A 24,972-nucleotide genomic window follows, 5' to 3' on the forward strand; every position below is an offset into this window, starting at 1 on the left:
GGGATCGGCGCGGTTGACACCCGTCCGGTAACCGAGTTTATTTGCGCTATGACAGACGTATCTATGATCTCGGTCGAGGAAGTCGTTCTCGGGCTGTGGCAGGCGCTCTCGCGGCGGGACTGGGAGGCGGTCAAGACGTTCCTGTCCGATGACTGCCTCTATGTCGACATGCCGGTGCCGGCGCTGTCGGCGCGCGGACCCGAAGACATCGTCAAGCGGCTGAAGATGGGTCTTGAGCCGTTGGCGGGCTACGAGAATCACGACGGCGTGCTGGTGTCCAACGGTTCCGACGTGCTCTACGAGCACTCCGAGACATGGACATTCACGACGGGCGAACAAGGTGTGCTGAGGTTCGTGACGGTCCACAAGGTCGCCTTGCAGGAGGGCGGGGCCAAGGTCACGGTCTGGAAGGACTATTGGGACATGAACTCGTTGGTGGCCTTCGCTCCCCCGAACCACTTCGAGAACCTCGCGAATGCCGACACCAGCTGGGTTTTCGACGCGAGCGCCTTGGTCTAGCAGACTCGTTCACTCATTTCTCTCCTGGTGTGAGCGCACAAGCACTCCCCCAAACTGACGAAGCGGAAGGTCCAGGGCCGGCTAGCCAGACTGAGAAACGCTTCGGCGCCACCAATCACGTTGTCGCCGTGGCAGGTTGGACAACCGCTTTCAAGTATGTCGGGTCATGGCGGAGGAGGGCGAGATCTCTTCCGATCCGCTTCCTGGGTGCACTGGTTCCGTCTAGCCAATGAGGCCCCGGCGCGGGGCGGGTCACGCTCGCGATGCTGCGCGATGGCGGTACTCGCGACGAGTAACTGCGGCGCCAAAAAAATCAGAGGTTTCGGGTGCGGTCGTCTGACGACTTCAGGCCGGGCGCGACAACCGAAGCTGGTTGCACTCGATCACGCGATGCTTACCAAATGGATAGGAAACTCTATCCCCCGAGGCAACCCAATCTGGCTTCCCGGTCATTCCGGAAGAGTGCTTCGTCGATCACCATTTCCTTCATGACTCGTCATGGATTAGGCAACGACAATGCCATGACCGCCAGTAGGTTCCACCGGTCGACTGCCGTCGACCAGCAGAACCCTCTCCGCGTGGCGCTCTCCAGGAGCTTCCGGGCCGCCTTCATCGTGGCTGTGACTGGGGGCACCTTGGCTGGGACCGCGCTGGTCCTGTGGCTGTTGAAAGCGCTCGCGACGAGTAGCTACGGCGTCTACTTCGGGGTCTAGCCCGAAGTGATCTCGGCATCTTGAGGAGGTCCCGTGTTGAAGTCGGAGATCGCGGTTGTGCTCGCCCTGTGCGCCGCGCTGGCATCCGCGATCGGCGCCGTGAGCCGTCAACGGTCCGCGCATGAGGTCGCCGACGAACCAGTCGGCCACTGGGAATTGTTCCGCATGTCGTTGCGCGACACCCGGTGGTGGATTGGCGGCGGGGGAGCCGTTGCCAACTACAGCCTGCAAGCCGCCGCGCTGGCGGTCGGGTCGGTGATGTTGGTGACGGCGCTGCAGGTGACGGCGCTGCTATTCGCCTTGCCGGTGAATGCGCGGCTGACCCATCAGCGGGTGACCCGCCGGCAGTGGATGTGGGCGACGGTGCTCGCCGTCGCTTTGGCGGTGGTCGTCACCGTTGGAGACCCGAAGGCCGGACAGTCGCAGGGGTCGCTGACAACCTGGACTGTGGTGGCCCTGGTGTGGGGTCCGCTACTGGTGTTCTGTGTCCTGGGTGCGCGCATTTGGCCCGGTCCGCGTGCGGCGGTACTGCTGGCGGTGGTGGCCGGTTCGTCGCTGGCCCTGTTCGCGGTGCTAACCAAAGCCGTCGTCGCGGCGGCCGGACATGGTTTCGGGGCGCTGCTGTGCGCGCCGGAATTCTATGTCTGGATACTGGCGGCGTTGGCGGGGATGGTCTTTCAGCAGTCCTCGTTTCGCGCTGGTGCGCTGACCGCCTCAATGCCGTCGGTGACCGTGGCCAAACCAGCCGTGGCATCGGTTCTGGGCATCGTGGTGCTCGGCGAGACCCTCAAGGCCAATGGTGTGGGCATGATCGTCATGGCATCGGCGGCGATAGTGGTGATTGTCGCGATAGTGGCTCTAGCCCGCGGCGAGGCCCACACGCGGACGTTCAGCGAGCAAAACGCGGACACCTCGCCGATGCCGACACCAGCTGGGTTTTCGGCGCGACGGCCTTGGTCTGACGTTAATCCCCTTGCACTACAAGATGTTCGGCGATGCCGGCGCTTGGCATCCGGGTGGTCACCCCTCGTCCTTCGTCCATCCGGTCGCTGCCAGCGGCGCCGGTCATCGCCGATCGCTACAAGTACTGCTGGACTCCCCCGTGTCCATGACACGTGCCGCCTGAATGCGGGTGTTCGCTGAACGACCAGCTGCCGTCCACGCATTGCGCGGTGGCACCCGGCGGCTGTGACGGGCCCTGCTGCGGATACGGCACGCAGTCACCGGAACTGGCGATATAACAGCCGGGAGACGAGTAGGCCGGTGCCGCCATCCCACCGGCGGCTGCCGCGACGGCCGCGGCGACAAGAGTTGCTCGGAACAACATGCCCCCAAACCCTTTCCTGTTTGATGTGTTTGGTGACGTTGCCCGATTCGTCGATCGGAGCGTATGCCGACGGGCAGTTGATCACATCGGGAATTGAAGAAATTCCCGGGATCAGTCCGCCAGTCCATGCAGCACGAAGACCTCGACCGCGTCGCGCTTGCCCTTCACCTGCACTGAACCCCGGCTGCTGACCCGGGCGGCGCACCCAAGCGCCGCCGCGGTGCTCGCGCCGAGTATCACCTGGCCGGGCTCGGCGAGGCTCTCCAGCCGCGCGGCCAGGTTCATGGCGTCCCCGATAGCGGTGAAGCTTCGCATCTGCGGGGCGCCGATGTTGCCTACCAGCGCCGGCCCGGTGTTGACGCCGACCCGAAAGCGTGGCCAGTCGGGATGCCCGGCGGCCGCCTCCTCGACGGCGGCGTGCAGGGCAATCGCGGCGTGGGCGGCCCGCATCGCGTGATCGGGTTGGCGCATCGGAGCGCCCCAGAGCGCCATCACCGCGTCGCCGACGAACTGCAAGACGGTGCCGCCGCCGTCGAGGATGACCGGAACGATCGCCCCGAAGTAGGTGTTCAGCATCGTGACCACCCGGTCGGGTGAGGTGGCTTCGGCGAAGCCCGTGAACCCGTGCAGGTCCGCCATCAGCACCGTCACCTCCGTGATGGCACCACCCAGCCCCGCCTGATCCGGATCGGCCAGCAGCGCGGTGGCCACGGCGGGCGACATGTAGCTGCGGAACAAGCCGTCCAGATCGCGATAGAGCCGGGCGTTTTCCAATGCGATGGACGACTGGGCGGCAAACGACCGCAGCAGCGCGACGTCGGCTTCGGCGAACTCGCCGCCCGGTCGATACGCCTCGATCACGCCGGCGACCTGACCCTTGACGAGTAGGGGAAGCTCGAGCGCGCCGTCGTCGGCCGCGTCGTTTGGAAAGGCGAGGCCGCCGGAACGCATGAGCCCCAGCCGAAATCGGTCACCCGGGAAGGCGTCCGCGATCGCCGCCATCACCCGCTCGAGGAGCGCGTCCTCGTCCTGAATGATGCTGGACGCCTGACCCAGATCGACGAGTGCGCCGAGCTTGCGGACACGCTCACGCTCGGAGCCGAGTGCTTCCGCGCCGCGTTTGAGCACCGCAACCTGTTGCTCGGACAGCTCGAACCTGTCGGCGAGCGCGGCGGCCGCGGCACCCGGCGCCACCGGTTCGCCATGTTCCCTGCGCTGCAGAATGTCGACCATCGCCTCCAATGCGGCTGCGTAGTCCTGGCGGAGGGCGGCGATGGTCTGCTGGGTGGCCAGCGCATCGAACAACCCCGTTGTCGAGCCTTCGCGGCGGAACTGGACACGGGCGCTGTAGGCGATGAAGCAGAAGGCCGTTGTCATGAGCAGGTGCCACAGCCACCAGGAGGCATGCCAACTCATCCCGAACGCCAACGCCACAGCCGCCTCGGCCAGCAGGACGAAGGCGGTCAGCACCGACATGACGACCACCGCGGGGCGCCGGCGGTAGAGGGGAAGGTACGCGAGTGCGGCCAAGGCGAACAGCGCGCTGCCGGTCAGGGCGGCGAGCTGTTCCACCCGCTCGACCAGCAGCTGATCCGGCAGTCTGTCGAGCAGACCGGACCCGATCACCACTGCGCTTGACGCCATCAATGCCCACGTCAGCAGCGACAACGCGCGACGCGACGACCAAAGCGTGGCGCTTCTGGCCGGGGTGAACTTGATCGCCGACGCCAGCGCCACCGCCCCCGACAACACCAGACCCAGGCGGGTCGGCAGCATGAACTCGGCATCGGAGGTGTTCAGCAGTACACCGGGCGTGACGAGGGCGTGCACCCCGAAAAAGCCGGCGGTCGTCGTGAACACGAGTGACACCAACCAAAGGCGAGCGTCGTCCCGAGCGCGAGCCGCCCGGGAGATCAGGACGCCCAACACCACGCTGACCACGGAAGCGGTCAGTACCAGGACGAAGTGCGCTACCCGGTTGTCCCATTCCAGATCGACCCTCGGTTGATCGAGCAGCAGCCACAGCGCCAGCATCGGCAACGCCATGTGCATGAGCCAGTTCGCCGTGCGCACCCGCGATCCGCGGCGTGAGTCCACACTTGGCTTCGTACGGTCCATCGGCCGTACCAACGCAACCAGTGACCGCATTTATTCGGCTATGACTCGTATTCGGCTATGACTCGGACAGTTCCCTGAGGCGTTTCAGCGTTTCGGCGAGCCTGCGTCCCACCTGCCGCACGGCGATCCGGTCGGCGATGTACCCGACGATGCCCCCGGGCGCCTGATACGACAGCCGGAACGTGACCTTCGTGCAGCCTTCGCCCGCGTCGCGCAACCGAATCCGCCCGCGCAGCGTGACGCCGGTGATGCCGACCCAGGCCAGATCGCGACCGTCGTCGAACTCGACCACCTCGATGAGACCGCCCACCGGAACCGAGCCGATCTTCCAGTGCACCGTGTAGCGGGCGCCGACCCCCGGCGGCGCGTCGTTCGACGACTCCCAGCGCTCCAGGCTGCTCATGAACGACGGGTAGCAGTCCGGGTCGCTGACGATCTTCCACACGGCGGACCGGTCGGCCTTGATGACGCAGCGGCGTTCGACGCGCATCAGCCGATCACCGGGAATCGCCGTTCGGCGGCCAGTCGGTCGACCCCGCCCTGCAGGCTGGCCATCACCTTGTCGTGCACCGCCTGGTCGTCACCGTCGACCTCGATCGGGTGTTGGACCTCGATCACGATCTTGGTGGGCAACGGGATGTGGCCCGCCAGGTCGCTGATGTTCAGTCCCCAGGGCAGTGCCAGCGATATCGGGACGCTCTTGAGGCGAAGCAGCTTGTCGGCCATCAGCAGTTTGGCCAGCCACTGCCCACGGTTCAGGAATAGCGCGCTTTCCTGGCCGCCGACGCTGGCGACCGGCACGATCGGCACCCCGGCCTCGCGGGCCAGCCGCACGTAGCCCATCCGGCCGCCGAAGTCGACCTTGTGGCGCTCCCACGAGGGCCGGAACACCTCGTAGTCGCCGCCGGGGTAGACCAGCAGCGCGGCACCGGAATCCAGCGCGAGGCGCGCGTTCTCGGGGTTGGCGGCGACGGTGCCGAATTTGCGCAACCAGCCCAGGGGCGGTGCGGAGACGACGAGGTTGTGGGCCAACTGGTAGAAGGGCCGCTCGACGCCGAAGTAGGAGCAGAACGCCAGCGTGAACACGAAGGTGTCGGGTGGCACGTTGCCGCCGCTGTGGTTGCCGACCAACAGCACCGGGCCCTCGGCCGGGATGCGGTCCAGGCCCCGCACGTCCGCCCGGAAGTAGAACGACGCCAGCAGCCAGGTCCCGGGCAGCTGGTCGCGGATGTAGTCGGGGTCCCGCTGATCGAGGTCGGCCTTGGGCACCCACGACACGACCTTGTCCCGGGCCCACTCCAAGACGCCCTTCACGGTCGCCATAATCGCCCGTATACCCCGGTGTCACCGGGGGTCAAACGCGGTACAGGCCTGCGGCGTTGTCGTGCGCGATCAGGTCGACCACCCGGATGGCGTCGGGCTCGCTCCAGTCGCCGTCGACCACGAATTCGCGCACCACGCGATGAATTGCCCTGCGCCACAAGGCCGCACCGAGAAAGTGGAGTTCCGCGGGACCGAACCCGTCCGACGAGTAGAGAACCTTGTCGAAGGGAGCCAGTTCCAGCAGCCGCGCGACGAACGCCGGCGACCGAGCCCCCAGCTGGTTCACGCTCAGCCCGCCGTCGACGTAGACGTGGTTGAAGGCCTGCGCCAGGTACCCGGCCTCGCGCTCGTAGGGGTAGCAATGCAGCAGCACGATCGGGGTGTCCCCGGACTGCCGCAGGAAGTCGAGCAGCAGCAGCGGGTTGGTCTTGTGCAGGTCGCAGTCCCGGTCGCCGAGGCCGACGTGGAATTGCAGGGGCTTGCCCAGTCGCAGCGCCTGATGCAGCCCGAACCGCAGCAGCACACGGTCCTGTAACCGGGTGCCACCCCGATCGCGCCACCGGCCGGCCGCCTCGGCGACCTGAGCCGGCTCCGGCTCGCTCAGGTCGCCGTCGAACCCGCCCCGGTAGGCCAGGATCGACTTGGTGGCGACGGCCGTCGCGGCGCGCCGGTGCAAGATGTCCTCGAACGCCGTCGCGTAGTCGCCGGACGCCCGCGCGGCCTGCTCGGCGACCTGCTCGAGGCGGATCACCTCGTGAGCGCGGTTGCCGGACAACTCGGCCATGTCGGCGGGGTCGGCGGTGTCCACGCCGATCCCGGTGTCCACCAACCAGTCGCTCACCCCCGCGGCCGGCAGGAACCTGTGGGCCAGTTCCGCCTCGCCCAACTGGCCGCGGCGCTCCCAATATGAGTGCGGGTCAGCGTGTTTCGGGAGACCGAGGATGGGGCCGCAGTGGGCGCGCACGGCGAAGCCGAGTTGAGTGTCGAATCCGGAGCCGACGATGGGTTCGGTGTTGGCCTCGTTGAGCGCGTTTTCGAACCGATGCCGGTCCCCCGCGGTCGTCCAGCAACCATGGACGTGCTGATCGATCAGGGTCACGTTGTCGATGTGCTCGGCCAGCGCGCGAGGATCGGAAGCCATGGGGCGCCTGTCACAGGCTCCAGGCCATGCGGAACTTGTCCGCCAGTTGCTCGGGGTCCAGGTCGCCGTATCGCTCGTGCTCGAGCGTGCGGACGGCGACCACCATGTCGACCGCGGCATTGCCGAGGAGTTTTCGCATCAGCTTCGAATCATTCAGGGCGGCAATCACTTCGGCCTGGTCTCGATGCAGGCTCAGGATGCCGTCGCGTTCGCGTTCGGAGGCGGCGAGGTCCGCCGGGTCGATCGTGACCTCCGGGGGCAGCTGTGCTCGGCGTTCGATTCCATCCAGCGCCAGCCCCAGGATCGCCGCCGACGCCAGGTAGGGGTTCGCGGAGGGGTCGACGATCTTCACTTCGACGTTTCCGCCGCGCGGGTTGCCCGGCCCACCGGTGATGAATCGGACCGCGGCCTCGCGGTTTTCGGTTCCCCAGCACGCGTACGCGCCGGCCCAGTTGCCGGGATGCATGCGCAGGCCGGACACGATCGACCCGCACAGCACGCCCTGCGCCTCCGGTAGCCCGTGCACCACCCCGGCAACCGCGTTCTCCCCCACGGCCGTCATGCCCCGGGCGCCGGCGCCGTCGGAGAACAGCGGCTCGTCGGACATCGTCAGCGAAAAGTGTTGATGGGCACCGGAGCCCACGCCGTTGGCGAAGGGCGCCGGCGACAGGCTGATGCGCAACCCGTGGCGGCGGGCCACCCGCCCGATGACGAGGCGCAGCAGCACCAGCTGGTCGGCGGCGGCCACCGGTGGCTGCGGCGCCACGGACAGCTCGAATTGGTTGGCCCCGTACTCGGGGTGGAACTGCTCGATCGCGATGCCCGCCGCGCCGGCCGACCGGGTGACGTCGCGGACGAACGCCTCATGTTCCAGGACGCCGGCAAGGCCGTACTGCGCCCACAGCGTCGACGGGAGGCGCTCACCGTCGGGGGCCACCAGCAGGAATTCGACCTCGTGCCCGACCACCGCCTCGACTCCGGCTTCGGCGAGCGCGGTTTCGACCCGGCTCAGCGTGCCGCGGGCGCAGGCGGGGACGGGCGCGCCCTCCTGGGAGAAGAATGCGGCGGGCGCCCACGCCAGGCCGTCGCCGACGATGCGCAGGGCGGACAGGTCGATGCGGAGCCGCTGGTCGCCGATCACGCCGACATCGCGGGTGAAGGCGATGCCGCTCTGATCGATCGCGAAGGCGTGCCACGAGGGGCTGGCCCCGAGGCCGGGATCGGCGAAGGTGTTGGTCCGCCGGATCGGGACCGTCTTGGCCAGGGTGAGCCCGGCGGGATTTACGACGGTGCCGACGACGGTGTCGACGCCCTCGGACTCCAGCTGGGCGATCGCCGCGGCGGCAAGCGGTGTGCCGGTCATGGCAGTCATTGTGCAGGGTCGGGAGGCCCGGGCTCGCCAATTCAGTTCTGGCGGGCGGTCAGCTCGCTGACGAACCGGTTGAGGAAGTCGTCCAAGGGCGCGCCAGCTGCGGGCCGGATGACGAACTTCGTCAATCCGGCGTCGATGTAGGCGTCCAGCTGCCGGTGCAGCCGATCCCATCCGACGGCGATCAGCTCATAGGGGTCGACGTCCGGGCGGCGGTTGCGGGCGGCCGCGGCCAGCGCCGCGGGCATTTCGCCGTCGGCCGCGTCCACGATGGCCAGCGAGATCCCGAAGTGGTCGGGTTCGATCCGCCGGCCCGCTTGCGCCGCGGCGCGTTCGATTGCCTCGCGGCCGGTCCGTGCCTCGGCGGGCGTCAGGAAACTGCCCAGCCAGCCGTCGGCCAGCGCACCGATGCGCCGGAACGCCGCCGGCGCCGAGCCGCCGAGCCAGATGTCCAGCGGGGGTTGTGGCCTGGGCAGGACGGTGGCCCCGCTGACGGTGAAGTACCGGCCGTCATAGTTCGCCGAGTCCTCGGTCAACGCCGAGCGCAGCACCCGCAGCGACTCGTCGAAGACCGCGGCCCGTTCGCCGTCGGGGACCACGAACACCTCACGCTCGGCCGGAATCGCCGACCGCAGACCGAAGACGGGGAGCACCCGCTTCGGCGCGACGGCCGCCAGCGACGCCAGCTGCTTGGCGACCAGGACCGGATGCCGCCCGGGCAGCACGGCAACCGAGGTGCCGACCTTCAGCCGGGTCGTCCTGGCCAGTGCGTACGCCATCCCGACCACCGGGTCCACCGCCGGCGAGTACACCAACTCGGAGAACCACAGGGAGTCCACACCGTTGGCCTCCAAATGATCAACGATGGGTGCCAGTCGATCTGGCGCGGTGTCCGCACCGAGCCCGACGCCGAAGCGAATCTTCACAGCTAGGCCAACGCGGTGACGCGGCCTTTTGTGCCCACCAGATATAACCGGCCGCGACGCCTTTCGGGGCGGATTCAAGCAGCGTTTCGGTGCAGCCGGTTATGTGTCGCGGTGTGACCGAAGGCGGGTGCGCCCGTCGCGGTTATGCGCGGCTAGGGATGGTGAGCTTGCAGGCTTGGCCGATGTCGAGCGTCCGCAGGACGCGACCCATGCCGACCCACAGCGCGCACGAGAGGGCAAGGTCGGCCAGCAGCTCGTCGGAGAAGTGTTCGGAACACCGGCTCCAGAAGTCCTCGTCGTCGCGCAGACCCGTGTGATCGCTCGCGAACCGGTCCGCGAACTCGGCGGCCAGCCGTTCCTGATCGCTGTAGCCCGGCCAGGTGCGCCACTGAAGGGCGTGGTCGTACAACTCCTCGTCGACGCCCGCGGCGGGCCCGTCCTCGTCGCGGGTGTTGACGCAGACGACGCATTCGTTGCGGTGCGCGATCACCGCGCGCGCCAGCTCGCGGGTGCGCAGCGGCAGCCGGTTCTTGGTGTAGACCGCGTTGCTGAAGCCGCCGAGCGCGCCGCCGATGTCGGGGGATTTCACAAACCAGCCGGCCAGGTCGTCGTCAGCAAAAGTTCCGATTCGGCTCATGGCGTGATGGTACGCCCGCACCGCCCGCTTCAGGGTGTGGACGCCGGGATCTTGGCGGTGGGACGGTCGTCGGTCCAGTCCCGTTGCGCCAGAACGCGGCCCGCGACTCGATTCAGCGCCGCCTCGACCACGCGCCGATCCGGCCGCCCGTCGAATCCGGGTGAGCGGGCGAGCTTGTCGACCAGCCAGCCCACCAGCAGCGAGTGCACGTAGTCCACCTGCTGGGCCCCCGCGGGCGTCAGCCACAGCTGGTCGCCGTCGCCGCGCGCGTATCCGGTCGCGATCAGCCGTGAAAAGGTGGGCTCCAAGACCTCGAACGGTATGCGTAGGTAGTCGGCGATGTCGGTGAGCCGGGCCGTCCCGTTCAGCTGCCCGTAGCGGTTGATGCGCAGGACGCCCCACAATCCGGCAACGTCGAGTCGGCAGTCGGGTCGCATGGCGATGCTGCGCAATCGCATGCCGGGCACACCGCGCAGCATCCGTTCGACCGCGCCCTCCAGCATCTGATCCGGGGTCTCGGTGTTGGGCATGCCGAACGCGTCGCCGAGATCGATTGTGCTGTCGTGCATTTCCCGCAGCGGGACCTGCCGCAGGAACAACGCCAGGACGAACCCCACCAGCGCGACCGGAACCGCCCAGCCAAACACGTGGGTGAGCGACTCGGAGTAGGCGGCGACGATCGGACTGGCCGTCTGACGGGGCAACCGGTGCAACGCCTCCGGTGACGCGGCGGCCGCGGCCGGCGCGCGGCTGGCCACCAGCGCCGGGCCGATGCGGCTGTGCAGGAAGTTGGTGAACAGTGAACCGAAGATCGCGGCGCCGAACGAGCTGCCGATCGTGCGGAAGAACGTGACGCCGGAGGTCGCGACGCCGAGGTCGTCGAAGCCCACGGTGTTCTGCACGATCAGGACCAGGGTCTGCATGCACATCCCGATCCCGGCCCCGAGGATGACGAGGAACAGCGATTGAACCAAAACCGATGTCGACGGGTCCATCCGCGACATCAGAAAGAACGCCACCGCCATGGTGGCGGTGCCGGCGACGGGGAAGACTTTGTATCTGCCCGTGCGGCCGACGATGACACCGCTGCCCATCGAGGTGGTCAGCATCCCGATCACCATCGGCAACGTGCGCAGGCCCGAGGTGGTGGCCGAGACGCCGTCGACGAACTGCATGTACGTCGGCAGGAACGTCAGGGCGCCCAGCATCGCGAAACCGACCACGAAGGACAGGACGCAACACACCGTGAACACCGGACTGCCGAACAGCCGGGTCGGCAGGATCGGCGCGGCGGCGCGGTTTTCCACCCAGGCGAACAGGCACAACGCGAGCACCGAGGCGGCGAACAGGCCGATGATCGTGGGCGATCCCCACGCGTACGTGGTCCCGCCCCAGCTGGTCGCCAGGGTCAGCCCGGCGGCGCCGAGACCGACCAACAGGATGCCGGTGTAGTCGATCACCGGTTTGGTTTGTTCGGACAGCGCCGGGATGGCGGCGGCCGCCACGAAGAACACCACGACGGAGATCGGCACGTTGATCCAAAACGCCCAGCGCCAGGTGAAGTGGTCGGTGAAGTAGCCGCCGAGCAAGGGACCGATCACCGTGGTGACGCCGAATACCGCGCCCATCGCGCCCTGGTAGCGGCCGCGGTCGCGCAGCGGGATCACCTCGCCGATCAGCGCCATGGCGGTCACCATGAGCCCGCCGCCGCCGATGCCCTGCAGCGCGCGGGACGCCACGAGCATGCCCATCGAGCTCGAGAGCCCACACAGCACCGATCCCGCGACGAAGATCACGACGGCCGCCTGGAACACCCGCTTGCGGCCGAACAGGTCACCGAACTTGCCGACGAGGGCGGTGATGATGGTCGAGGCGAGCAGGTAGCTGGTGACCACCCACGATTGATGGCCTGCGCCACCGAGATTGGCGACGATGGTCGGCAACGCGGTCGCCACGATCGTCTGATCCAGCGCGGCCATCAACATGCCGAGCAGGATCGCCACGAAGATGAAATTGCGGCGCTGCGGGTCGACCGCGACGTCCCCGGGTCCGGAATCCGAAGCGTGGCCGGCCGGAGCCGCCGCTGGTGTCGCCCTCGTCATGCCCGCCTTCCCACGGCCTTCGATGGTAGTGAGTGCCCACGGTCAACCCGTGGCAACCAAAACCGCGAAGGGCGTGGGCGGGGTCAGCTCGGCGGACGCGAGACGCACTGCGCGGAGTAGAGCTCCACGCCGAGCTTGTCCATCAGCTCCAGCTGCGTTTCGAGGTAGTCGATGTGCTTTTCCTCGTCCGCAACGATCTCTTCGAGCAGGTTGGCGCTCGTGGTGTCCTGCTTCTCGCGGCACATGATGATGCCGGGCTTGAGCCGGTCCATCACTTCGTACTCGATGGCGAGGTCGGCCTCGAACTGCTCGCGCAGCGTCTGGCCGATGCGCAGCGAGAACAGCCGCTGGTAGTTCGGCAACCCGTCGAGCAGCAGGATGCGGTCGGTGATCGCCTCGGCGTGCCGCATCTCGTCGAAGGACTCCTCCCGAGTGTGCTTAGCGACCTCTGTGAAGCCCCAGTTGTCCTGCATCTTCGAGTGCAGGAAGTATTGGTTGATCGCGGTGAGCTCGCCGGTCAACTGCTCGTTGAGCAAGCGCAAAACATCCGGATCCCCTTGCATGATCACTCCCCTACGGTGACGGTCTGAAACGGTGGTCATTCCTGACATTGGCCGGGTGCGCCCGGGCTGCGGGCACCACGCCGGGCCGTAGTCGCACTTTGCCATGCCGGGGTGCAATCTGCCAGCAAGGTATGCCTGTGCTCAGTGTGTGTCCTGCGCGCTTCGATGGTCCGACGTTGCTGGCGAGTAAGGTTAGACTGCGCTAACGAACTTAGGTTAGACTCAGCTAATATGGCGATCGGTTCGGCATTTTTCCGGGAATCCCGATGAGACGGGACACCGAGAGGGAGGGCGAATTGAGCTCGCGTGGACAGGCCGTCGAGGACGGGAACGTCGCTCGCATGCAGGGGATGCGCTGATGTACGTATGCCTGTGTGTCGGCGTGACCAACCACACGGTCTCCGAGGTGGTCGCCCAGGGCGCCTCCACCTCCAAGGAGATTGCGGCCGCGTGCGGGGCCGGCGGCGACTGCGGGCGCTGCCGAAGGACGCTGCGGGCGATCATCGCCGCGTCGGCGAACCTCGAGACCGCCCCGTCGCTTTAGTATCGGCGCCCGCTCAGCGGGCCTTGTTGAAGTCCGCCAGGGCCGCTGCATTCGCCTGCGCCCCCATCAATTCGGCGAAGTGCGCGTTCTCCCGTGCGGTGGCCGCCGCGATCTCCGGCCGGACCGGTTCCACCATGGTGTGCTTGACCGCCATCAGGCTCGAAATCGGGCGGCTGGCAAGAATTTCCGCGTGCCGGCGCGCTTCGGGCAGCAGATCGTCGGGCGCGCAGACCCGCCAGACCAGGCCCATCCGCAACGCCTCCTCCGCGTCCACCCACTCCGAGGACATCAGCAACCAGGCGGCGTTCTGCCGGCCCACCAGCTGCGGCAGCAGGTACGACGACGCCGCCTCCGGCGCCACCCCCAGGCTGGTGAACGGGCACTTCAGCCGGGCGGTCGACGACATGAAGGCCAGATCGGCGTAGCCAAGGATGGTGGCGCCGATGCCCACCCCGACGCCGTTGACCGCGCAGATGAGCGGCTTGGGGAACCCGCTGAGGGCATCGATGAGGCCGATGAAGCCGTGCTTGCCGGGGGTGAAGTCCGGATCGACGATGCGGGCCTGCATTTCGGCGAGGTCGGTGCCGGCGCTGAAGCCGCGGCCCGCGCCGGTCAGCAGCACCACGGCGACCTCGGGATCCTCGGCCGCGGCCAAGAGCGCCTCCGCGGTGGCGTCGTAAAGTGCCTCGTTGAATGCGTTCAGCGCCTCGGGCCGGTTCAGCGTGAGGGTGCGCACCCGCTTGTCGTCGTCGATCTGCAGCGTCACGGCTGCAGCCTAACCAGGTCAGCCGTTGCTGTAGACGCGGGTGGGCGCGATGAGCACGACGGCGCGCCGCTCGCGGGCCATGACGCGGTCGTAGGTGTCCCAGTCGTCGTGCGTGCCGCCCGCGGCGGTGAAGACGTCGCGCAGCAGCAGTCGCAGCTGGTCGTCCGAGGTCAGCCAGGGCTGGGCGTCTTCGGGGCCGGCCAGCTCGGCGCGGCCCTCGACGGTGGCCCATTGCCAGCCGTTGCGGAAGGTGACCGCCAGCTGCGGCCGGGCGCGCAGGTTGGCCAGCTTGACCTTGCCGTAGGTGGTGAAACCCAACACCTCTGCACCGGTGTCGGGGTGCGGCAACAGTCCGACGTTGACCAGCGACGCCTGCACCGTTGCGTCGGCGCGCACCGTGGAGACCACGGCGAGGCCACTTTCGGCCGCGGCCAGGGCCACGGCGTCGCTCAGAGTTGTCATGTGCGTTCCTCGATGAACGGTGTCTTGAAGACGTAGCGGCTGGTGGGGACGGTGTCGATGTTCTCGTTGGCGCCGAACGCCGTGGTGCTGGCGACCATTCGGCCCAATCGGTCCTGCAGGTCCTTGTCGTCGGCGGCACCGAAAAACGCCTTGAGATCGGTGATCGCCTCCTCGGGGAACAACTCCTCGACGATGCCCGCGATTCCCGGCGCGTCCGGGGTGAGGGCGCGCACTACCCAGTTCTGGGTGTAGCCGAAGGTCGACTGCGTCTCGATGGCCACCGAGGTGTGGTCACGCTGCCACCGGTTCAACCAGCTCGCCTGGTCGAGGCTCTCGGGCCGGCGTAGCAGCGCGATGTTGGCCAAACCCGTTGTGCGCGAGCCCGGTTCGCTTACCGGCGCCCTGAGCGGGACCGATTCGGTCACCAGGTAGGCGGCGAGCTGCTCGCATTCGTCCGCGAGCAGGGTGAGGGCCGCCGCCATCCGCTCTCCGTAGCACTGCTGGGTCCACATGCTCACCACCGCGGCGACCGGCGGGTCCAGCGTCGTGAGCGTCATCAGCGAATGGCGCACCGCGTCGTCGCGAACGTTGACCGCCAGCCCCGGCAGGCCCAGCTCCAACAGGGCGTCGGCGACGGGGCCACGCTGCCGACCGCACCACTTCTCGTCCGAATCGGCGCGCATGAGCACTGCGATGACCTTTTCCATGGGCTGAACCTACCGTCGAGGTAGCGCTATTTGACCAGCCGTACGGGGTGGTCGTCGCTGATCAACTTGCCGATCATGTGCGCCAGCTGCCGGTAGGACTCGTCGCGACCGCTGGACGAGCGGTACACCAAACCGATGCGCCGCCCGGGGCGGGGTGCGGCGAACTGCGCCAGGCCGAGGCGGCTTCTCGTCGCCTCGACCGGCACCGCGCTCTGCGGGATCAGCGTCACCCCCAGCCCGCCGGTCACGCATTGCACCGCGGTGGCCAGCGACGCCGCGCGGGTGTTGGCGAGCTCCGCTCGCACCCCGGCCTTGTGGCACACGTCGAGCGCCTGGTCGCGCAGGCAGTGCCCCTCGTCCAGCAGCAGCAGCGGCAGGTCGGCCAGCGCCGTCACCGGGACTCGGCGCTTGCCCGAAAGCGGATGCCCAGGCGGCAGCGCGAGCACGAAATCCTCGTCGTAGATCGGGATTGCGCTGATGCCGCGGGCGTCGACGGGCAGGGCGAGGAGCGCCGCGTCGAGCGCGCCCTCGCGCAGTACCGTCAGCAGCCGTTCGGTCTGGTCCTCCGTCACCCGCAAAGTCATTTCGGGGAATCGCTCGGCGAGACCGGCCAGCACCGTCGGCAGCACGTAGGGCGCGATCGTCGGAATGAGGCCCAGCCGCATGCCGGCCCGCAGCGGATCCGACGATCCGGCGGCCGCGGCGCTGAACGCGTCGACCGCCGCGACGACGGCCTGGGCGCGCGGGAGCAGTTCGGCGCCCTCCGTCGTCAAGAGGACACGCCGTGTCGACCGCTCGAGGAGCTGGGTGCCAAGCCCGGTCTCCAGCGCCGCCAGCGCCTGCGACAGGGTGGACTGACTGACGCCGAGAGATGTTGCGGCACCACTGAATTGACGCTTTTCAGCGATCGCGACGAACGCACGCAGGCCGGCGATCGTCGGCTGATAACTCTTATCGGGCATGCCGATAAGTATAGTGGGAAATATCACCTTTACTTTAGACAGCGTCAGCGGGCACCATGACAGGGAAAGCTAATCTTGAGTAGATCCAAATTAGGAGAGCCATGCCTTTGCTGACCATCGGCGACCAATTCCCCGCCTACAACCTGACTGCGCTGATCGCGGGCGATCTGTCCAAGGTCGACGCCCAGCAGCCCGAGGACTACTTCACGACCGTCACCAACGAGGACCACGAAGGCAAGTGGCGCGTTGTGTTCTTCTGGCCCAAGGACTTCACCTTCGTGTGCCCGACTGAGATTGCCACGTTCGGCAAGCTCAACGACGAGTTCGCCGACCGCGACGCGCAGGTGCTGGGCGTCTCCATCGACAGCGAGTTCGTGCACTTCAACTGGCGCGCCCAGCACGAGGACCTGAAGAAGCTGCCGTTCCCCATGCTCTCGGACATCAAGCGGGAGCTGAGCCTGGCCACCGGCGTTCTCAACGCCGACGGCGTCGCCGACCGGGCGACCTTCCTGGTGGACCCCAACAACGAGATCCAATTCGTCTCGGTCACCGCGGGATCCGTCGGACGCAACGTGGAGGAAGTGCTGCGAGTCCTCGACGCGCTGCAGTCCGACGAGCTCTGCGCCTGCAACTGGCGCAAGGGCGACCCGACGCTCAACGCCACCGAGCTGCTCAAGGCTTCGGCTTAGTCCGGGCCTGGGCGGGTACAGGGCCTGATAGGAGGCGAGATGAGCGTAGAAAACCTCAAGGAAGCGCTGCCGGAGTACGCGAAGGACCTCAAGCTCAACCTGGGCTCGATCACTCGCACGACCGAGCTCGACGAGGAGCAGCTGTGGGGCACCCTGCTGGCTAGCGCCGCGGCGACCCGCAACACCCAGGTGATCAGCGAGATCGGCGCCGAGGCGGCCGACGTCCTGTCGGCCGAGGCGTACAACGCCGCGTTGGGAGCCGCGTCGATCATGGGTATGAACAACGTGTTCTACCGGGGCCGCGGCTTCCTCGACGGGAAGTACGACGATCTGCGCGCGGGATTGCGGATGAACATCATCGCCAATCCCGGTGTGGAGAAGGCGAACTTCGAGCTGTGGTGCTTCGCGGTGTCATCGATCAACGGGTGCCCGGACTGCGTGGCCGCTCACGAGCACACGCTGCGCGAGGCGGGTGTGACCCGGGAGACCATCCAGGAGGCGTTGAAGGCCGCGGCCATCATCGCCGGCGTCGCCCAAGCGATCGTCGCCTCCCAAACCCTGGCCACCGTCGGCTGACGCGGTGACGGCACCAGCCTGGGTAGAACACGCGATCTGGTGGCAGGTCTATCCGCTGGGGTTCGTCGGCGCCTTTCCCGCGTCCTCGGAGCCGCCGCAGCCGGACGAACACCGGCTGCGGCGGCTCGTCGACTGGTTCGACCACGCGATCACCCTGGGTGCCTCGGGGATTGCGCTGGGCCCGATATTCGCTTCGCGCACACACGGTTACGACACCACCGACCACTACCGCATCGATCCCCGGCTCGGTGACGACGGCGACTTCGATTACCTGGTCGCCGAGGCCCGTCGCCGCGGGCTGCGCATCCTGCTCGACGGCGTGTTCAACCACGTCGGGGTGGATTTCCCCCGCTACCGGGAGGGCGCGCCCGGATGGTTCACGGGGGGGACGTTCGAGGGCCACTCCGAGCTGATCACGCTCAACCACGACAACCCCGAGGTGATCGCCTACACCGCGGACGTGATGGCGCACTGGCTCGAGCGCGGCGCCGACGGCTGGCGCCTCGATGCGGCTTACACGGTGCCCGAACGGTTCTGGGCGTCGACCCTGCCGCGGGTCCGCGAGCGCTTCCCGGACGCCTGGTTCGTCGGCGAGCTCATCCACGGCGACTACGCCGCCGTCGTGCGGGCCGCGACCTTCGACTCGGCCACCCAGTACGAGCTGTGGAAGGCGATCTGGAGCAGCCTCAACGACGGCAACTTCTTCGAGCTGGACTGGGCGTTGCAGCGCCATGCCGAGTTCCTGGCCGGCTTCGCCCCGCTCACCTTCATCGGCAATCACGACGTCACCCGGATCGCCAGCCGACTGGAAGACCCGCGGCACGTGGCGCACGCGCTGGTGCTGCTGCTGACCGTCGGCGGCGTGCCCAGCGTGTACGCGGGCGACGAACTGGGATTCCGCGGCGTCAAAGAGGAGCGCTACGGCGGCGACGACGCCGTCCGCCCTGAATTCGCTTCTCCCCCAATAGAATTGGATGCTTTCGGGACGGAAATCTGGGCGTTGCATCAGTTCCTCGTGGGGTTGCGCCGCCGTCACCCGTGGCTGCACCGGGCGACGACCAGCGCGCTGCGGCTGGAAAACCGGCACTACGTGTACGAGACCCGCAACGGCGACCACGCGCTGCTGGTCGCACTGAACATCGGCGACGAGCCGATGCGCGTCGCGCTCTCGGAGCTGGGCACCACCCACCGCCGGGTCATCGGCGGATCCTCGGCGCCGCCGCAGGAGGTCCTCGACGCGGTGGAGGTCGAGCCGCACGGCTGGCGGATCCTAAGCCCCGCCTAGGCGCTCCAGCGTGAGTGCGTCCTGGCGACCGTCGTAGTACTTGTCGAGCAACGCGACGAAGTCCCCGTTGTCGTCGGTCGCGTGGGTGAACAGCGTCATCGACGAACGCAACTTCAGGTCGTCGGGCGAGCCGAAGATGTCGCCGACCGACCGGCCCTGCACCTCGTTGACCAGCCGGGCGCACTCGCGCAGTCGCGGCCCGAGCAGCCCATGGCGCAGGTAGGCGCGGGCCTCATCGAGCGACGAGATGCCGTAGTGCACGGCGGTCGGGCTGCCGCCCAAGCCGCGCAACTGCGGGAAGACGAACCACATCCAGTGACTGCGCTTCCGGCCGGCGCGCAGCTCTTCGACCACGTTGCGGTACACCGGGGCCTGCGCGTCGACGAAGCGCTGGAGGTCGAAGGGGTCGCTCTCCGGTTCCATGTGACTACGATTGCACACTGTGGAATCCAAAAGGTGGAAGGCCGCCCGACGAGTGCCCAAGGTGCGCGATCTCGCGCCGCTGATCAAGTTCAAGCGACCGCAGCTCGACGCGACCAAGCGCCGCCTCGACGCCGCGTACACCGTCGAGGATCTGCGACGCATCGCCAAACGGCGCACGCCCAAGGCGGCGTTCGACTACACCGACGGCGCCGCCGAGGACGAGATTTCCATTCGGCGTGCTCGAGAAGCCTTCCGCGACATCGAGTTTCACCCGACTATCCTGCGCGACGTCACCAACGTCACCGCCGGCTGGAACGTACTCGGCCAACCCGTCGTCCTGCCGTTCGGCATCGCGCCGACGGGCTTCACCCGGTTGATGCACACCGAGGGCGAGATCGCCGGCGCGGCGGCGGCGGCCAAGGCCGGCATTCCGTTCTCGCTGTCCACGCTCGGCACCTGCTCGATCGAGGACCTGGCGACCGCTGTTCCCCAGGGTCGGAAGTGGTTTCAGCTCTACATGTGGCGCGACCGCGAACGCTCGATGGCGCTGGTGCGGCGCGCGGCCGAGGCGGGTTTCGACACCCTGCTGGCCACCGTCGACGTCCCGGTGTCCGGCGCGCGGCTGCGCGACAACCGCAACGGCATGACCATCCCACCGACGCTGACCCTGCGCACCGTCCTGGATGCGGTCCCGCACCCGAAATGGTGGTTCGACCTGCTGACCACCGAGCCGCTGGCGTTCGCGTCGCTGGACCGCTGGCCGGGCACCGTCGCCGAATACCTTTCCACCATGTTCGACCCCAGCCTCACTTTCGACGACCTGGAGTGGATCAAGGCCCAATGGCCGGGCAAGGTGGTGGTCAAGGGCATCCAGACGCTCGACGACGCCCGAGCCGTCGTCGAGCGCGGAGTCGACGGCGTGGTGTTGTCAAATCACGGTGGGCGGCAACTGGATCGGGCGCCGGTGCCCTTCCACCTGCTGCCGACGGTGGCGCGCGAACTCGGCAAGGACACCGAGATTCTGGTCGACACCGGCATCATGTCGGGCGCCGACATCGTGGCGGCGATCGCGCTGGGCGCGCGGTGCACGCTCGTCGGGCGGGCCTACCTGTACGGGTTGATGGCCGGCGGCGAGGCCGGCGTCACCCGCGCGATCGACATCCTCGCCGACGGCGTGATCCGCACGATGCGGCTGCTGGGCGTCACCTGCCTCGAGGAGCTCTCCCCCAGGCACGTGACGCAACTGCGGCGCCTGCGCCCCGTAGAGCCGCCAGTGTGATGTGGCGCTGGCCGCACGCCCGTTGCCGGAGCGCGGCGGTGGCCGTTCCCCGCCGAGCGTGCGGCTGGCCGCACATTCGCCCTCGACTGTGCGGCTGGACGCACATTGGGCAGGGGAAAGCGTGCGCGGGAACAAACCGGCGACGGGCTGGGTTGAGCGCATCAGACTCAGATTTTTGGAGGATTGATGGCTGAAGCCAAATCGGTGCCGGTGCTCTTTGTCACCGACACCATCGTGTTGCCCGGAATGGTCGTGCCGATCGCGCTCGACGAGACCGCGCGGGCGGCGATCGACGCCGCTCAGGCGAGCGAATCGGGGCAGCTGCTGATCGCGCCCCGGCTCGACGACCGCTACCCGTCCCACGGTGTGATCGCGAAGATCTTGCAGGTCGGCCGCATCGCGGGCGGCGGCACCGCGGCCGTCGTGCGCGGCGAACGCAGGGCGCAGATCGGGACCGGCGCGTCCGGGCCCGGCGCGGCGCTGTGGGTCGAGGTGACCGAGGTGCCCGAGGTCGAGGCGACCGACGAGATCAAGGCGCTGACGGCGGAGTACAAGAAGTTGCTGCTGGCCATGCTGCAGCGGCGCGAGGCCTGGGAGATCATCGACTACGTCAACAGGCTGACCGACCCGTCGGCGTTGGCGGACACCTCCGGCTACGCGTCTTACCTGTCCAGCGAGCAGAAGCGGCAGCTGGTCGAGACCGTCGACGTCGCCGAACGGCTGCGCGTGCTGATCGACTGGACCAGCGCGCATCTGGCCGAGGTCGAGGTCAACGACAAGATCGCCGAGGACGTGCGCGAGGGCATGGAGAAGACGCAGAAGGAGTTCCTGCTGCGCCAGCAGTTGGCCGCCATCCGCAAGGAACTCGGCGAGGGCGAACCCGATGGGTCCGACGATTACCGGGCCCGCGTCGAGGCCGCCGACCTGCCCGAGAAGGTTCGGGAGGCCGCGCTGCGCGAGGTCGGCAAGCTGGAACGGTCCAGCGACCAGAGCCCGGAGAGCGGCTGGATCCGCACCTGGCTCGACACCGTGCTCGACCTGCCCTGGAACGTCAGGACCGAGGACTCGACGGACCTCAAGGCCGCGCGCGGCGTCCTGGACGCCGACCACCACGGGCTGGACGACGTCAAGGACCGCATCGTCGAGTACCTGGCCGTGCGGGCGCGACGCGCCCAGCGGGGGCTGCAGGTCGTCGGCGGCCGCGGCTCCGGTGCCGTGATGGTGCTGGCCGGTCCCCCCGGCGTCGGCAAGACGTCGCTGGGTGAGAGCGTGGCCCGGGCGCTGGGCCGCAAGTTCGTGCGGGTCGCGCTGGGCGGTGTGCGCGACGAGGCCGAGATCCGCGGGCACCGGCGCACCTATGTGGGCGCGCTGCCGGGCCGGATCGTGCGGGCCATCGGCGAGGCGGGATCGATGAATCCCGTTGTGCTGCTGGATGAAATCGACAAGGTCGGCTCCGACTATCGGGGCGACCCGAGCGCCGCGCTGCTCGAGGTGCTCGACCCGGCGCAGAACCACACCTTCCGCGACCACTATCTGGACCTGGACCTGGACCTGTCTGATGTGGTGTTCCTGGCCACCGCCAACGTCATCGAGAACATCCCGTCGGCCCTGCTGGACCGCATGGAACTGGTGCAGATCGACGGCTACACCGAGGACGACAAGGTCGCCATCGCGCGGGACTACCTGCTGCCCCGCCAGCGGGAGCGGGCGGCGCTGACCGAGGACGAGGTCACGCTGACCGACGCTGCGCTGCGCAAGATCGCCGCCGATTACACCCGGGAGCCGGGTGTGCGCCAGTTCGAGCGCCTGCTCGCCAAGGCGCTGCGCAAGGTGACGACCAAGCTGGCGGAGACGCCGGAGCCGATCACCGTCGACGAGCCGGATCTGGTCGACTACCTGGGCCGTCCGCGGTTCACTCCCGAGTCGGCCGAACGCACGGCGGTGCCGGGCGTGGCCACCGGCCTGGCCGTCACCGGCCTGGGCGGCGACGTGCTCTACATCGAAGCCGGCGCGACGGACGGTGAGGCGGGCTTGCAGCTCACCGGTCAACTGGGTGACGTCATGAAGGAGTCGGCGCAGATCGCACTCTCCTACGTGCGCTCCCACGCCACCGAGTTGGGCGTCGACCCAAAGGCGCTGGACCGGCGCATCCACGTGCACGTGCCCGCCGGGGCGGTGCCCAAGGACGGCCCGTCGGCCGGTGTCACCATGGTGACCGCCCTGGTGTCGATGGCCACGGGACGGCAGGTGCGCTCGGACGTCGGGATGACCGGGGAGGTCACGCTGAACGGGCGGGTGTTGCCGATCGGCGGCGTGAAGCAGAAGTTGCTGGCGGCCCAGCGGGCCGGCCTGTCGACGGTGTTCATCCCCGCGCGCAACGAGCCGGACCTCGATGACGTGCCCGCCGAGGTGCTGGACGCGCTGACGGTCAAGCCGATGACCGACGTTGCCGAGATCGTCGCGCAGGCGCTGGAACCGGTGGCGCAGGGCGCCGCGGTCGCCGCTTGATTTGAGCTTGGCCGGGATGCGCAGCAAACTCGCGCGCATCCCGGCCAACCGCATTAAGGTCTGTGGATGGCCGTGATCCTGCGCAGATTGCTCCGTATCGGCAACCTTCCCGCCGACATGCGGGCGGAGGTCGAACCGGAGGGCATCCTCCATCTCGCGGAGTTCGTTCCCGTCACGTTCCGGTTCGACGGCTCCGTGCCGGGCTTCGTCTCCAAGGGCAGCGTCCGCAGTTATGTCGGCTCCCTGGTGCTCACGTCCCAACGGGTCCTCGGCACGTTGTCGACGGTGCCCAAGCTCGCCGGGCGGGCCATCGACCAGCGCTGGGACGCGCCGCAGGACGGCCCGGCGAAAGCCGAGATCTCGTCGAGCGGCGTTACGGTCAACCTCGACGTCGGCCGAGTGGATCCCGCGTTCTCCGGTCAGCTGTCACTGCACTACAAACCGCGATTCCGGAGCCGGTACTGACCACCCTCCCCCGCCGTTCGCTGGCTTTCTCCGTCCCGCGTGAGTGGGTGTTACGGGCCGTCGGCGTGCCCGCGCCCCGGCCTGCGTGAGGCGCGAGGAGGTTTCCGGCGCCCACCCGTCGGGTATCTAGCGGTTGGAGGTTCGACTGCCCGATTGAGGGCGGTGGGGTGAGCGAATCACCAAGTCAATTGGTTCAGCTGCTGTTCAGGCAGCCAAACTGCACGACAAGGGGGTTCACTGATGAATCTGAACAGGATCGCAGCCGGCGCGGTAATGGCCGGCACCATCACGTCCGCGGCGTTGGGAATCGGCGCCGGCATCGCACAGGCAGACCCGAATGGCCCCAATATTCCGGGGCCGAACGTGCCGGGCCCGAATGTGCCCGGTGGCGACCGGGATGTGCCGGGTCCGGGCCAATACGTGCCGGGACAGCCGATTTGTAACCCCGGGGCGCCGGGCGCTAACTGCAACGTGCCGGGCAGCCCGCTTCCCCCGGGACAGAACGGGTTCCCGCCGCCGGGGCACTACAACGACCCGGTCCGCTACGGGCTCCCGGCCACTTGGGTCCCGCCAGTCGGTGACCCCGACGGGACCCAACTCCCGGTCGTTTTCAACCCGCAGCTCGGCCAGTGGGGCGTCAACACGTCTACCGGCTTCCAGGTGTTCACGCCGGCAGGCGGGACCTCGGGCTCGGGCCAGGTCAACGGCGGGATTAACCCCGGGACCTAAAACGGCACCACGAAGCAGCCGCCTCCTGTCCGGGGGCGGCTGTTTTCGTTGCCCGGTGACATCACCGCGAGCCTGGCGTTGAATATGACCGTGAGTCTCAAACGCCAAGTGGTCCATCGCGTGCAGCGGTTGCTGGTCAACCCGGTGGGCCGGCAGATGCCCGGAATCATTCTGGAAACCACCGGCCGAAAGAGCGGCAAGCCGCGACGCACCGCCGTGGGCGGACGCCTGGTCGACAACCAGTTCTGGATGGTCTCCGAACACGGCGAGCACTCGGACTACGTCCGCAATATCAAGGCCAATCCCGCCGTTCGCGTCCGCATCGGCGGTCAATGGCGTAGCGGCACCGCGCATCTGCTGCCCGACGACGATCCGCTGCGGCGGCTCGGCGACCTGCCGCGGCTCAACAGCGCGGTGGTGCGCCTGATGGGCAGCGACTTGCTGACCATTCGGGTGGATCTGGACTGACCCGCCGCATGGCCTACGACGAAAACCTGGCGAACGAAATCCGCGAACTCGTGGCCGCCGAGCGTGGCATCGAGGAGAAACGCATGTTCGGCGGTCTCGCCTTTCTGGTCAACGGCAACATGTCCGTCGCGGTGAGCGGCCAGGGCGGTCTGCTGGTCCGGGTGCCGAAGGACGACCTCGACAAACTGCTACAGCGAAACCACGTCAGCCCCATGGTGATGGCGGGCCGCGACGCCCGCGGCTGGGTGCGGGTGGACGCCGCCGGTGTGCGCACCAAACGCCAGCTTCAGGGTTGGGTGACACGCGGCGTCGGCTACGCGCGCAGCCTGCCCGCCAAGTGACGGGCGCGGTTTGCTGACACCCGGCGCGGG

General features: G+C 68.0%; 27 protein-coding genes and 2 pseudogenes. 14 read left to right on the forward strand and 15 right to left on the reverse strand.

Annotated elements, in window-relative coordinates:
• Positions 1–63 precede the first annotated feature (63 nt).
• The 3 genes from BRW65_RS10065 to BRW65_RS10075 all read left to right on the forward strand — a co-directional run bounded on the left by BRW65_RS10065 (position 64) and on the right by BRW65_RS10075 (position 2,375).
• Positions 64–519 (forward strand): nuclear transport factor 2 family protein, encoded by a 456-nt coding sequence (locus BRW65_RS10065; RefSeq protein WP_073874105.1) that lies wholly within the window; start codon positions 64–66, stop codon positions 517–519.
• 578 nt (positions 520–1,097) lie between these two features.
• On the forward strand, positions 1,098–1,232 hold the full coding sequence (locus tag BRW65_RS32645; protein ID WP_279627659.1) for a hypothetical protein: 135 nt from the start codon (positions 1,098–1,100) through the stop codon (positions 1,230–1,232).
• 33 nt (positions 1,233–1,265) lie between these two features.
• Positions 1,266–2,375 (forward strand): DMT family transporter, encoded by a 1,110-nt coding sequence (locus BRW65_RS10075; RefSeq protein WP_073874109.1) that lies wholly within the window; start codon positions 1,266–1,268, stop codon positions 2,373–2,375.
• Here the strand turns inward: BRW65_RS10075 and BRW65_RS32760 are convergent.
• From BRW65_RS32760 to BRW65_RS10115, 8 genes are all read right to left on the reverse strand, one after another.
• On the reverse strand, positions 2,311–2,559 hold the full coding sequence (locus BRW65_RS32760) for a DUF3761 domain-containing protein (RefSeq protein WP_073874111.1): 249 nt from the start codon (positions 2,557–2,559) through the stop codon (positions 2,311–2,313). The two genes, BRW65_RS10075 and BRW65_RS32760, sit on opposite strands and share 65 nt — an antisense overlap.
• Positions 2,560–2,670: 111 nt before the next feature.
• Entirely contained in the window at positions 2,671–4,656 is a 1,986-nt protein-coding gene (locus BRW65_RS10085; protein WP_208611782.1) for an adenylate/guanylate cyclase domain-containing protein, read from the reverse strand.
• Between the two features lie 76 nt (positions 4,657–4,732).
• Positions 4,733–5,167, reverse strand: coding sequence for an SRPBCC family protein (locus tag BRW65_RS10090; RefSeq protein ID WP_073874116.1), 435 nt, complete (start codon positions 5,165–5,167; stop codon positions 4,733–4,735).
• Positions 5,167–6,000, reverse strand: coding sequence for a lysophospholipid acyltransferase family protein (locus BRW65_RS10095; RefSeq protein ID WP_073874118.1), 834 nt, complete (start codon positions 5,998–6,000; stop codon positions 5,167–5,169). The genes BRW65_RS10090 and BRW65_RS10095 overlap by 1 nt, the downstream gene beginning before the upstream one ends.
• Positions 6,001–6,031: 31 nt before the next feature.
• On the reverse strand, positions 6,032–7,141 hold the full coding sequence (locus BRW65_RS10100) for an amidohydrolase family protein (RefSeq protein WP_073874120.1): 1,110 nt from the start codon (positions 7,139–7,141) through the stop codon (positions 6,032–6,034).
• A 10-nt stretch (positions 7,142–7,151) separates the two neighbouring features.
• Positions 7,152–8,504 (reverse strand): glutamine synthetase family protein, encoded by a 1,353-nt coding sequence (locus tag BRW65_RS10105; protein ID WP_073874354.1) that lies wholly within the window; start codon positions 8,502–8,504, stop codon positions 7,152–7,154.
• A 41-nt stretch (positions 8,505–8,545) separates the two neighbouring features.
• Positions 8,546–9,436 (reverse strand): TIGR03854 family LLM class F420-dependent oxidoreductase, encoded by an 891-nt coding sequence (locus BRW65_RS10110; RefSeq protein WP_073874122.1) that lies wholly within the window; start codon positions 9,434–9,436, stop codon positions 8,546–8,548.
• Between the two features lie 142 nt (positions 9,437–9,578).
• Positions 9,579–10,073, reverse strand: coding sequence for a carboxymuconolactone decarboxylase family protein (locus BRW65_RS10115; RefSeq protein ID WP_073874356.1), 495 nt, complete (start codon positions 10,071–10,073; stop codon positions 9,579–9,581).
• 34 nt (positions 10,074–10,107) lie between these two features.
• Here BRW65_RS10115 and BRW65_RS32900 point away from each other — a divergent pair, with 34 nt between their 5' ends.
• Positions 10,108–10,422 carry a hypothetical protein gene (locus BRW65_RS32900; RefSeq protein ID WP_432206414.1) on the forward strand — a complete coding sequence of 105 codons (315 nt, stop codon included), beginning with the start codon at positions 10,108–10,110 and terminating at the stop codon, positions 10,420–10,422.
• A 304-nt stretch (positions 10,423–10,726) separates the two neighbouring features.
• Here the strand turns inward: BRW65_RS32900 and BRW65_RS10120 are convergent.
• Together BRW65_RS10120 and bfr are read right to left on the reverse strand one after the other, a co-directional pair.
• Positions 10,727–12,175, reverse strand: a pseudogene (locus BRW65_RS10120) (MDR family MFS transporter); the annotation flags it as partial.
• Positions 12,176–12,258: 83 nt separating this feature from the next.
• Positions 12,259–12,738: a bacterioferritin gene (bfr, locus tag BRW65_RS10125; protein ID WP_007170080.1), complete on the reverse strand. Its 480-nt coding sequence runs from the start codon at positions 12,736–12,738 to the stop codon at positions 12,259–12,261.
• Between the two features lie 358 nt (positions 12,739–13,096).
• Between bfr and BRW65_RS10130 the strand changes: the two genes are divergently transcribed.
• A complete protein-coding gene (locus BRW65_RS10130; RefSeq protein WP_068077255.1) occupies positions 13,097–13,282 on the forward strand; it encodes a (2Fe-2S)-binding protein in 186 nt (61 codons plus the stop codon).
• 13 nt (positions 13,283–13,295) lie between these two features.
• On the opposite strand, the gene BRW65_RS10135 is transcribed toward BRW65_RS10130, so the two are convergent.
• Genes BRW65_RS10135 through BRW65_RS10150 form a run of 4 tightly spaced genes read right to left on the reverse strand, consistent with a single transcriptional unit; the run spans position 13,296 to position 16,179 of the window.
• Positions 13,296–14,048, reverse strand: a complete 753-nt coding sequence (locus BRW65_RS10135; RefSeq protein ID WP_073874126.1) for an enoyl-CoA hydratase/isomerase family protein — start codon at positions 14,046–14,048, stop codon at positions 13,296–13,298.
• Between the two features lie 18 nt (positions 14,049–14,066).
• Positions 14,067–14,510 carry a TIGR03618 family F420-dependent PPOX class oxidoreductase gene (locus BRW65_RS10140; protein WP_073874128.1) on the reverse strand — a complete coding sequence of 148 codons (444 nt, stop codon included), beginning with the start codon at positions 14,508–14,510 and terminating at the stop codon, positions 14,067–14,069.
• Positions 14,507–15,217, reverse strand: coding sequence for an EthD domain-containing protein (locus BRW65_RS10145; RefSeq protein ID WP_073874130.1), 711 nt, complete (start codon positions 15,215–15,217; stop codon positions 14,507–14,509). Before BRW65_RS10145 ends, BRW65_RS10140 begins: the two co-directional genes overlap by 4 nt.
• Positions 15,218–15,243: 26 nt before the next feature.
• Complete coding sequence (locus tag BRW65_RS10150; protein WP_073874132.1) at positions 15,244–16,179, reverse strand: hydrogen peroxide-inducible genes activator; 936 nt, start codon at positions 16,177–16,179, stop codon at positions 15,244–15,246.
• A 101-nt stretch (positions 16,180–16,280) separates the two neighbouring features.
• Here BRW65_RS10150 and BRW65_RS10155 point away from each other — a divergent pair, with 101 nt between their 5' ends.
• From BRW65_RS10155 to BRW65_RS10165, 3 genes are read left to right on the forward strand one after another with little or no spacing between them, the layout of a single operon-like run.
• On the forward strand, positions 16,281–16,868 hold the full coding sequence (locus tag BRW65_RS10155; protein WP_073874134.1) for a peroxiredoxin: 588 nt from the start codon (positions 16,281–16,283) through the stop codon (positions 16,866–16,868).
• A 39-nt stretch (positions 16,869–16,907) separates the two neighbouring features.
• The gene (locus tag BRW65_RS10160; RefSeq protein WP_073874136.1) at positions 16,908–17,444 is read left to right on the forward strand and encodes an alkyl hydroperoxide reductase; all 537 of its coding nucleotides are present in this window, start codon (positions 16,908–16,910) and stop codon (positions 17,442–17,444) included.
• Between the two features lie 4 nt (positions 17,445–17,448).
• A complete protein-coding gene (locus BRW65_RS10165; RefSeq protein ID WP_073874138.1) occupies positions 17,449–18,729 on the forward strand; it encodes an alpha-amylase family protein in 1,281 nt (426 codons plus the stop codon).
• Here BRW65_RS10165 and BRW65_RS10170 read toward each other — a convergent pair.
• Positions 18,715–19,152, reverse strand: a complete 438-nt coding sequence (locus tag BRW65_RS10170) for a DUF1810 domain-containing protein (protein WP_073874140.1) — start codon at positions 19,150–19,152, stop codon at positions 18,715–18,717. The two genes, BRW65_RS10165 and BRW65_RS10170, sit on opposite strands and share 15 nt — an antisense overlap.
• A gap of 19 nt (positions 19,153–19,171) precedes the next feature.
• On the opposite strand from BRW65_RS10170, the gene BRW65_RS10175 reads away from it, so the two are divergent.
• The 6 genes and pseudogenes from BRW65_RS10175 to BRW65_RS10200 all read left to right on the forward strand — a co-directional run bounded on the left by BRW65_RS10175 (position 19,172) and on the right by BRW65_RS10200 (position 24,942).
• Positions 19,172–20,431 (forward strand): alpha-hydroxy acid oxidase, encoded by a 1,260-nt coding sequence (locus tag BRW65_RS10175; RefSeq protein ID WP_139272979.1) that lies wholly within the window; start codon positions 19,172–19,174, stop codon positions 20,429–20,431.
• 186 nt (positions 20,432–20,617) lie between these two features.
• Positions 20,618–22,939, forward strand: coding sequence for an endopeptidase La (gene lon, locus BRW65_RS10180; RefSeq protein WP_073874142.1), 2,322 nt, complete (start codon positions 20,618–20,620; stop codon positions 22,937–22,939).
• Positions 22,940–23,005: 66 nt separating this feature from the next.
• Positions 23,006–23,493, forward strand: a pseudogene (locus tag BRW65_RS10185) (hypothetical protein).
• Between the two features lie 151 nt (positions 23,494–23,644).
• Entirely contained in the window at positions 23,645–24,133 is a 489-nt protein-coding gene (locus BRW65_RS32245; protein WP_244168055.1) for a hypothetical protein, read from the forward strand.
• 84 nt (positions 24,134–24,217) lie between these two features.
• Positions 24,218–24,601 carry a nitroreductase family deazaflavin-dependent oxidoreductase gene (locus BRW65_RS10195; RefSeq protein WP_432206412.1) on the forward strand — a complete coding sequence of 128 codons (384 nt, stop codon included), beginning with the start codon at positions 24,218–24,220 and terminating at the stop codon, positions 24,599–24,601.
• 8 nt (positions 24,602–24,609) lie between these two features.
• Positions 24,610–24,942 carry a TfoX/Sxy family protein gene (locus BRW65_RS10200; RefSeq protein WP_073874144.1) on the forward strand — a complete coding sequence of 111 codons (333 nt, stop codon included), beginning with the start codon at positions 24,610–24,612 and terminating at the stop codon, positions 24,940–24,942.
• The last annotated feature ends 30 nt before the right edge of the window (positions 24,943–24,972 follow it).

Origin of the sequence: Mycobacterium paraffinicum, assembly GCF_001907675.1 — a bacterium.
Lineage (GTDB): Bacteria > Actinomycetota > Actinomycetes > Mycobacteriales > Mycobacteriaceae > Mycobacterium > Mycobacterium paraffinicum_A.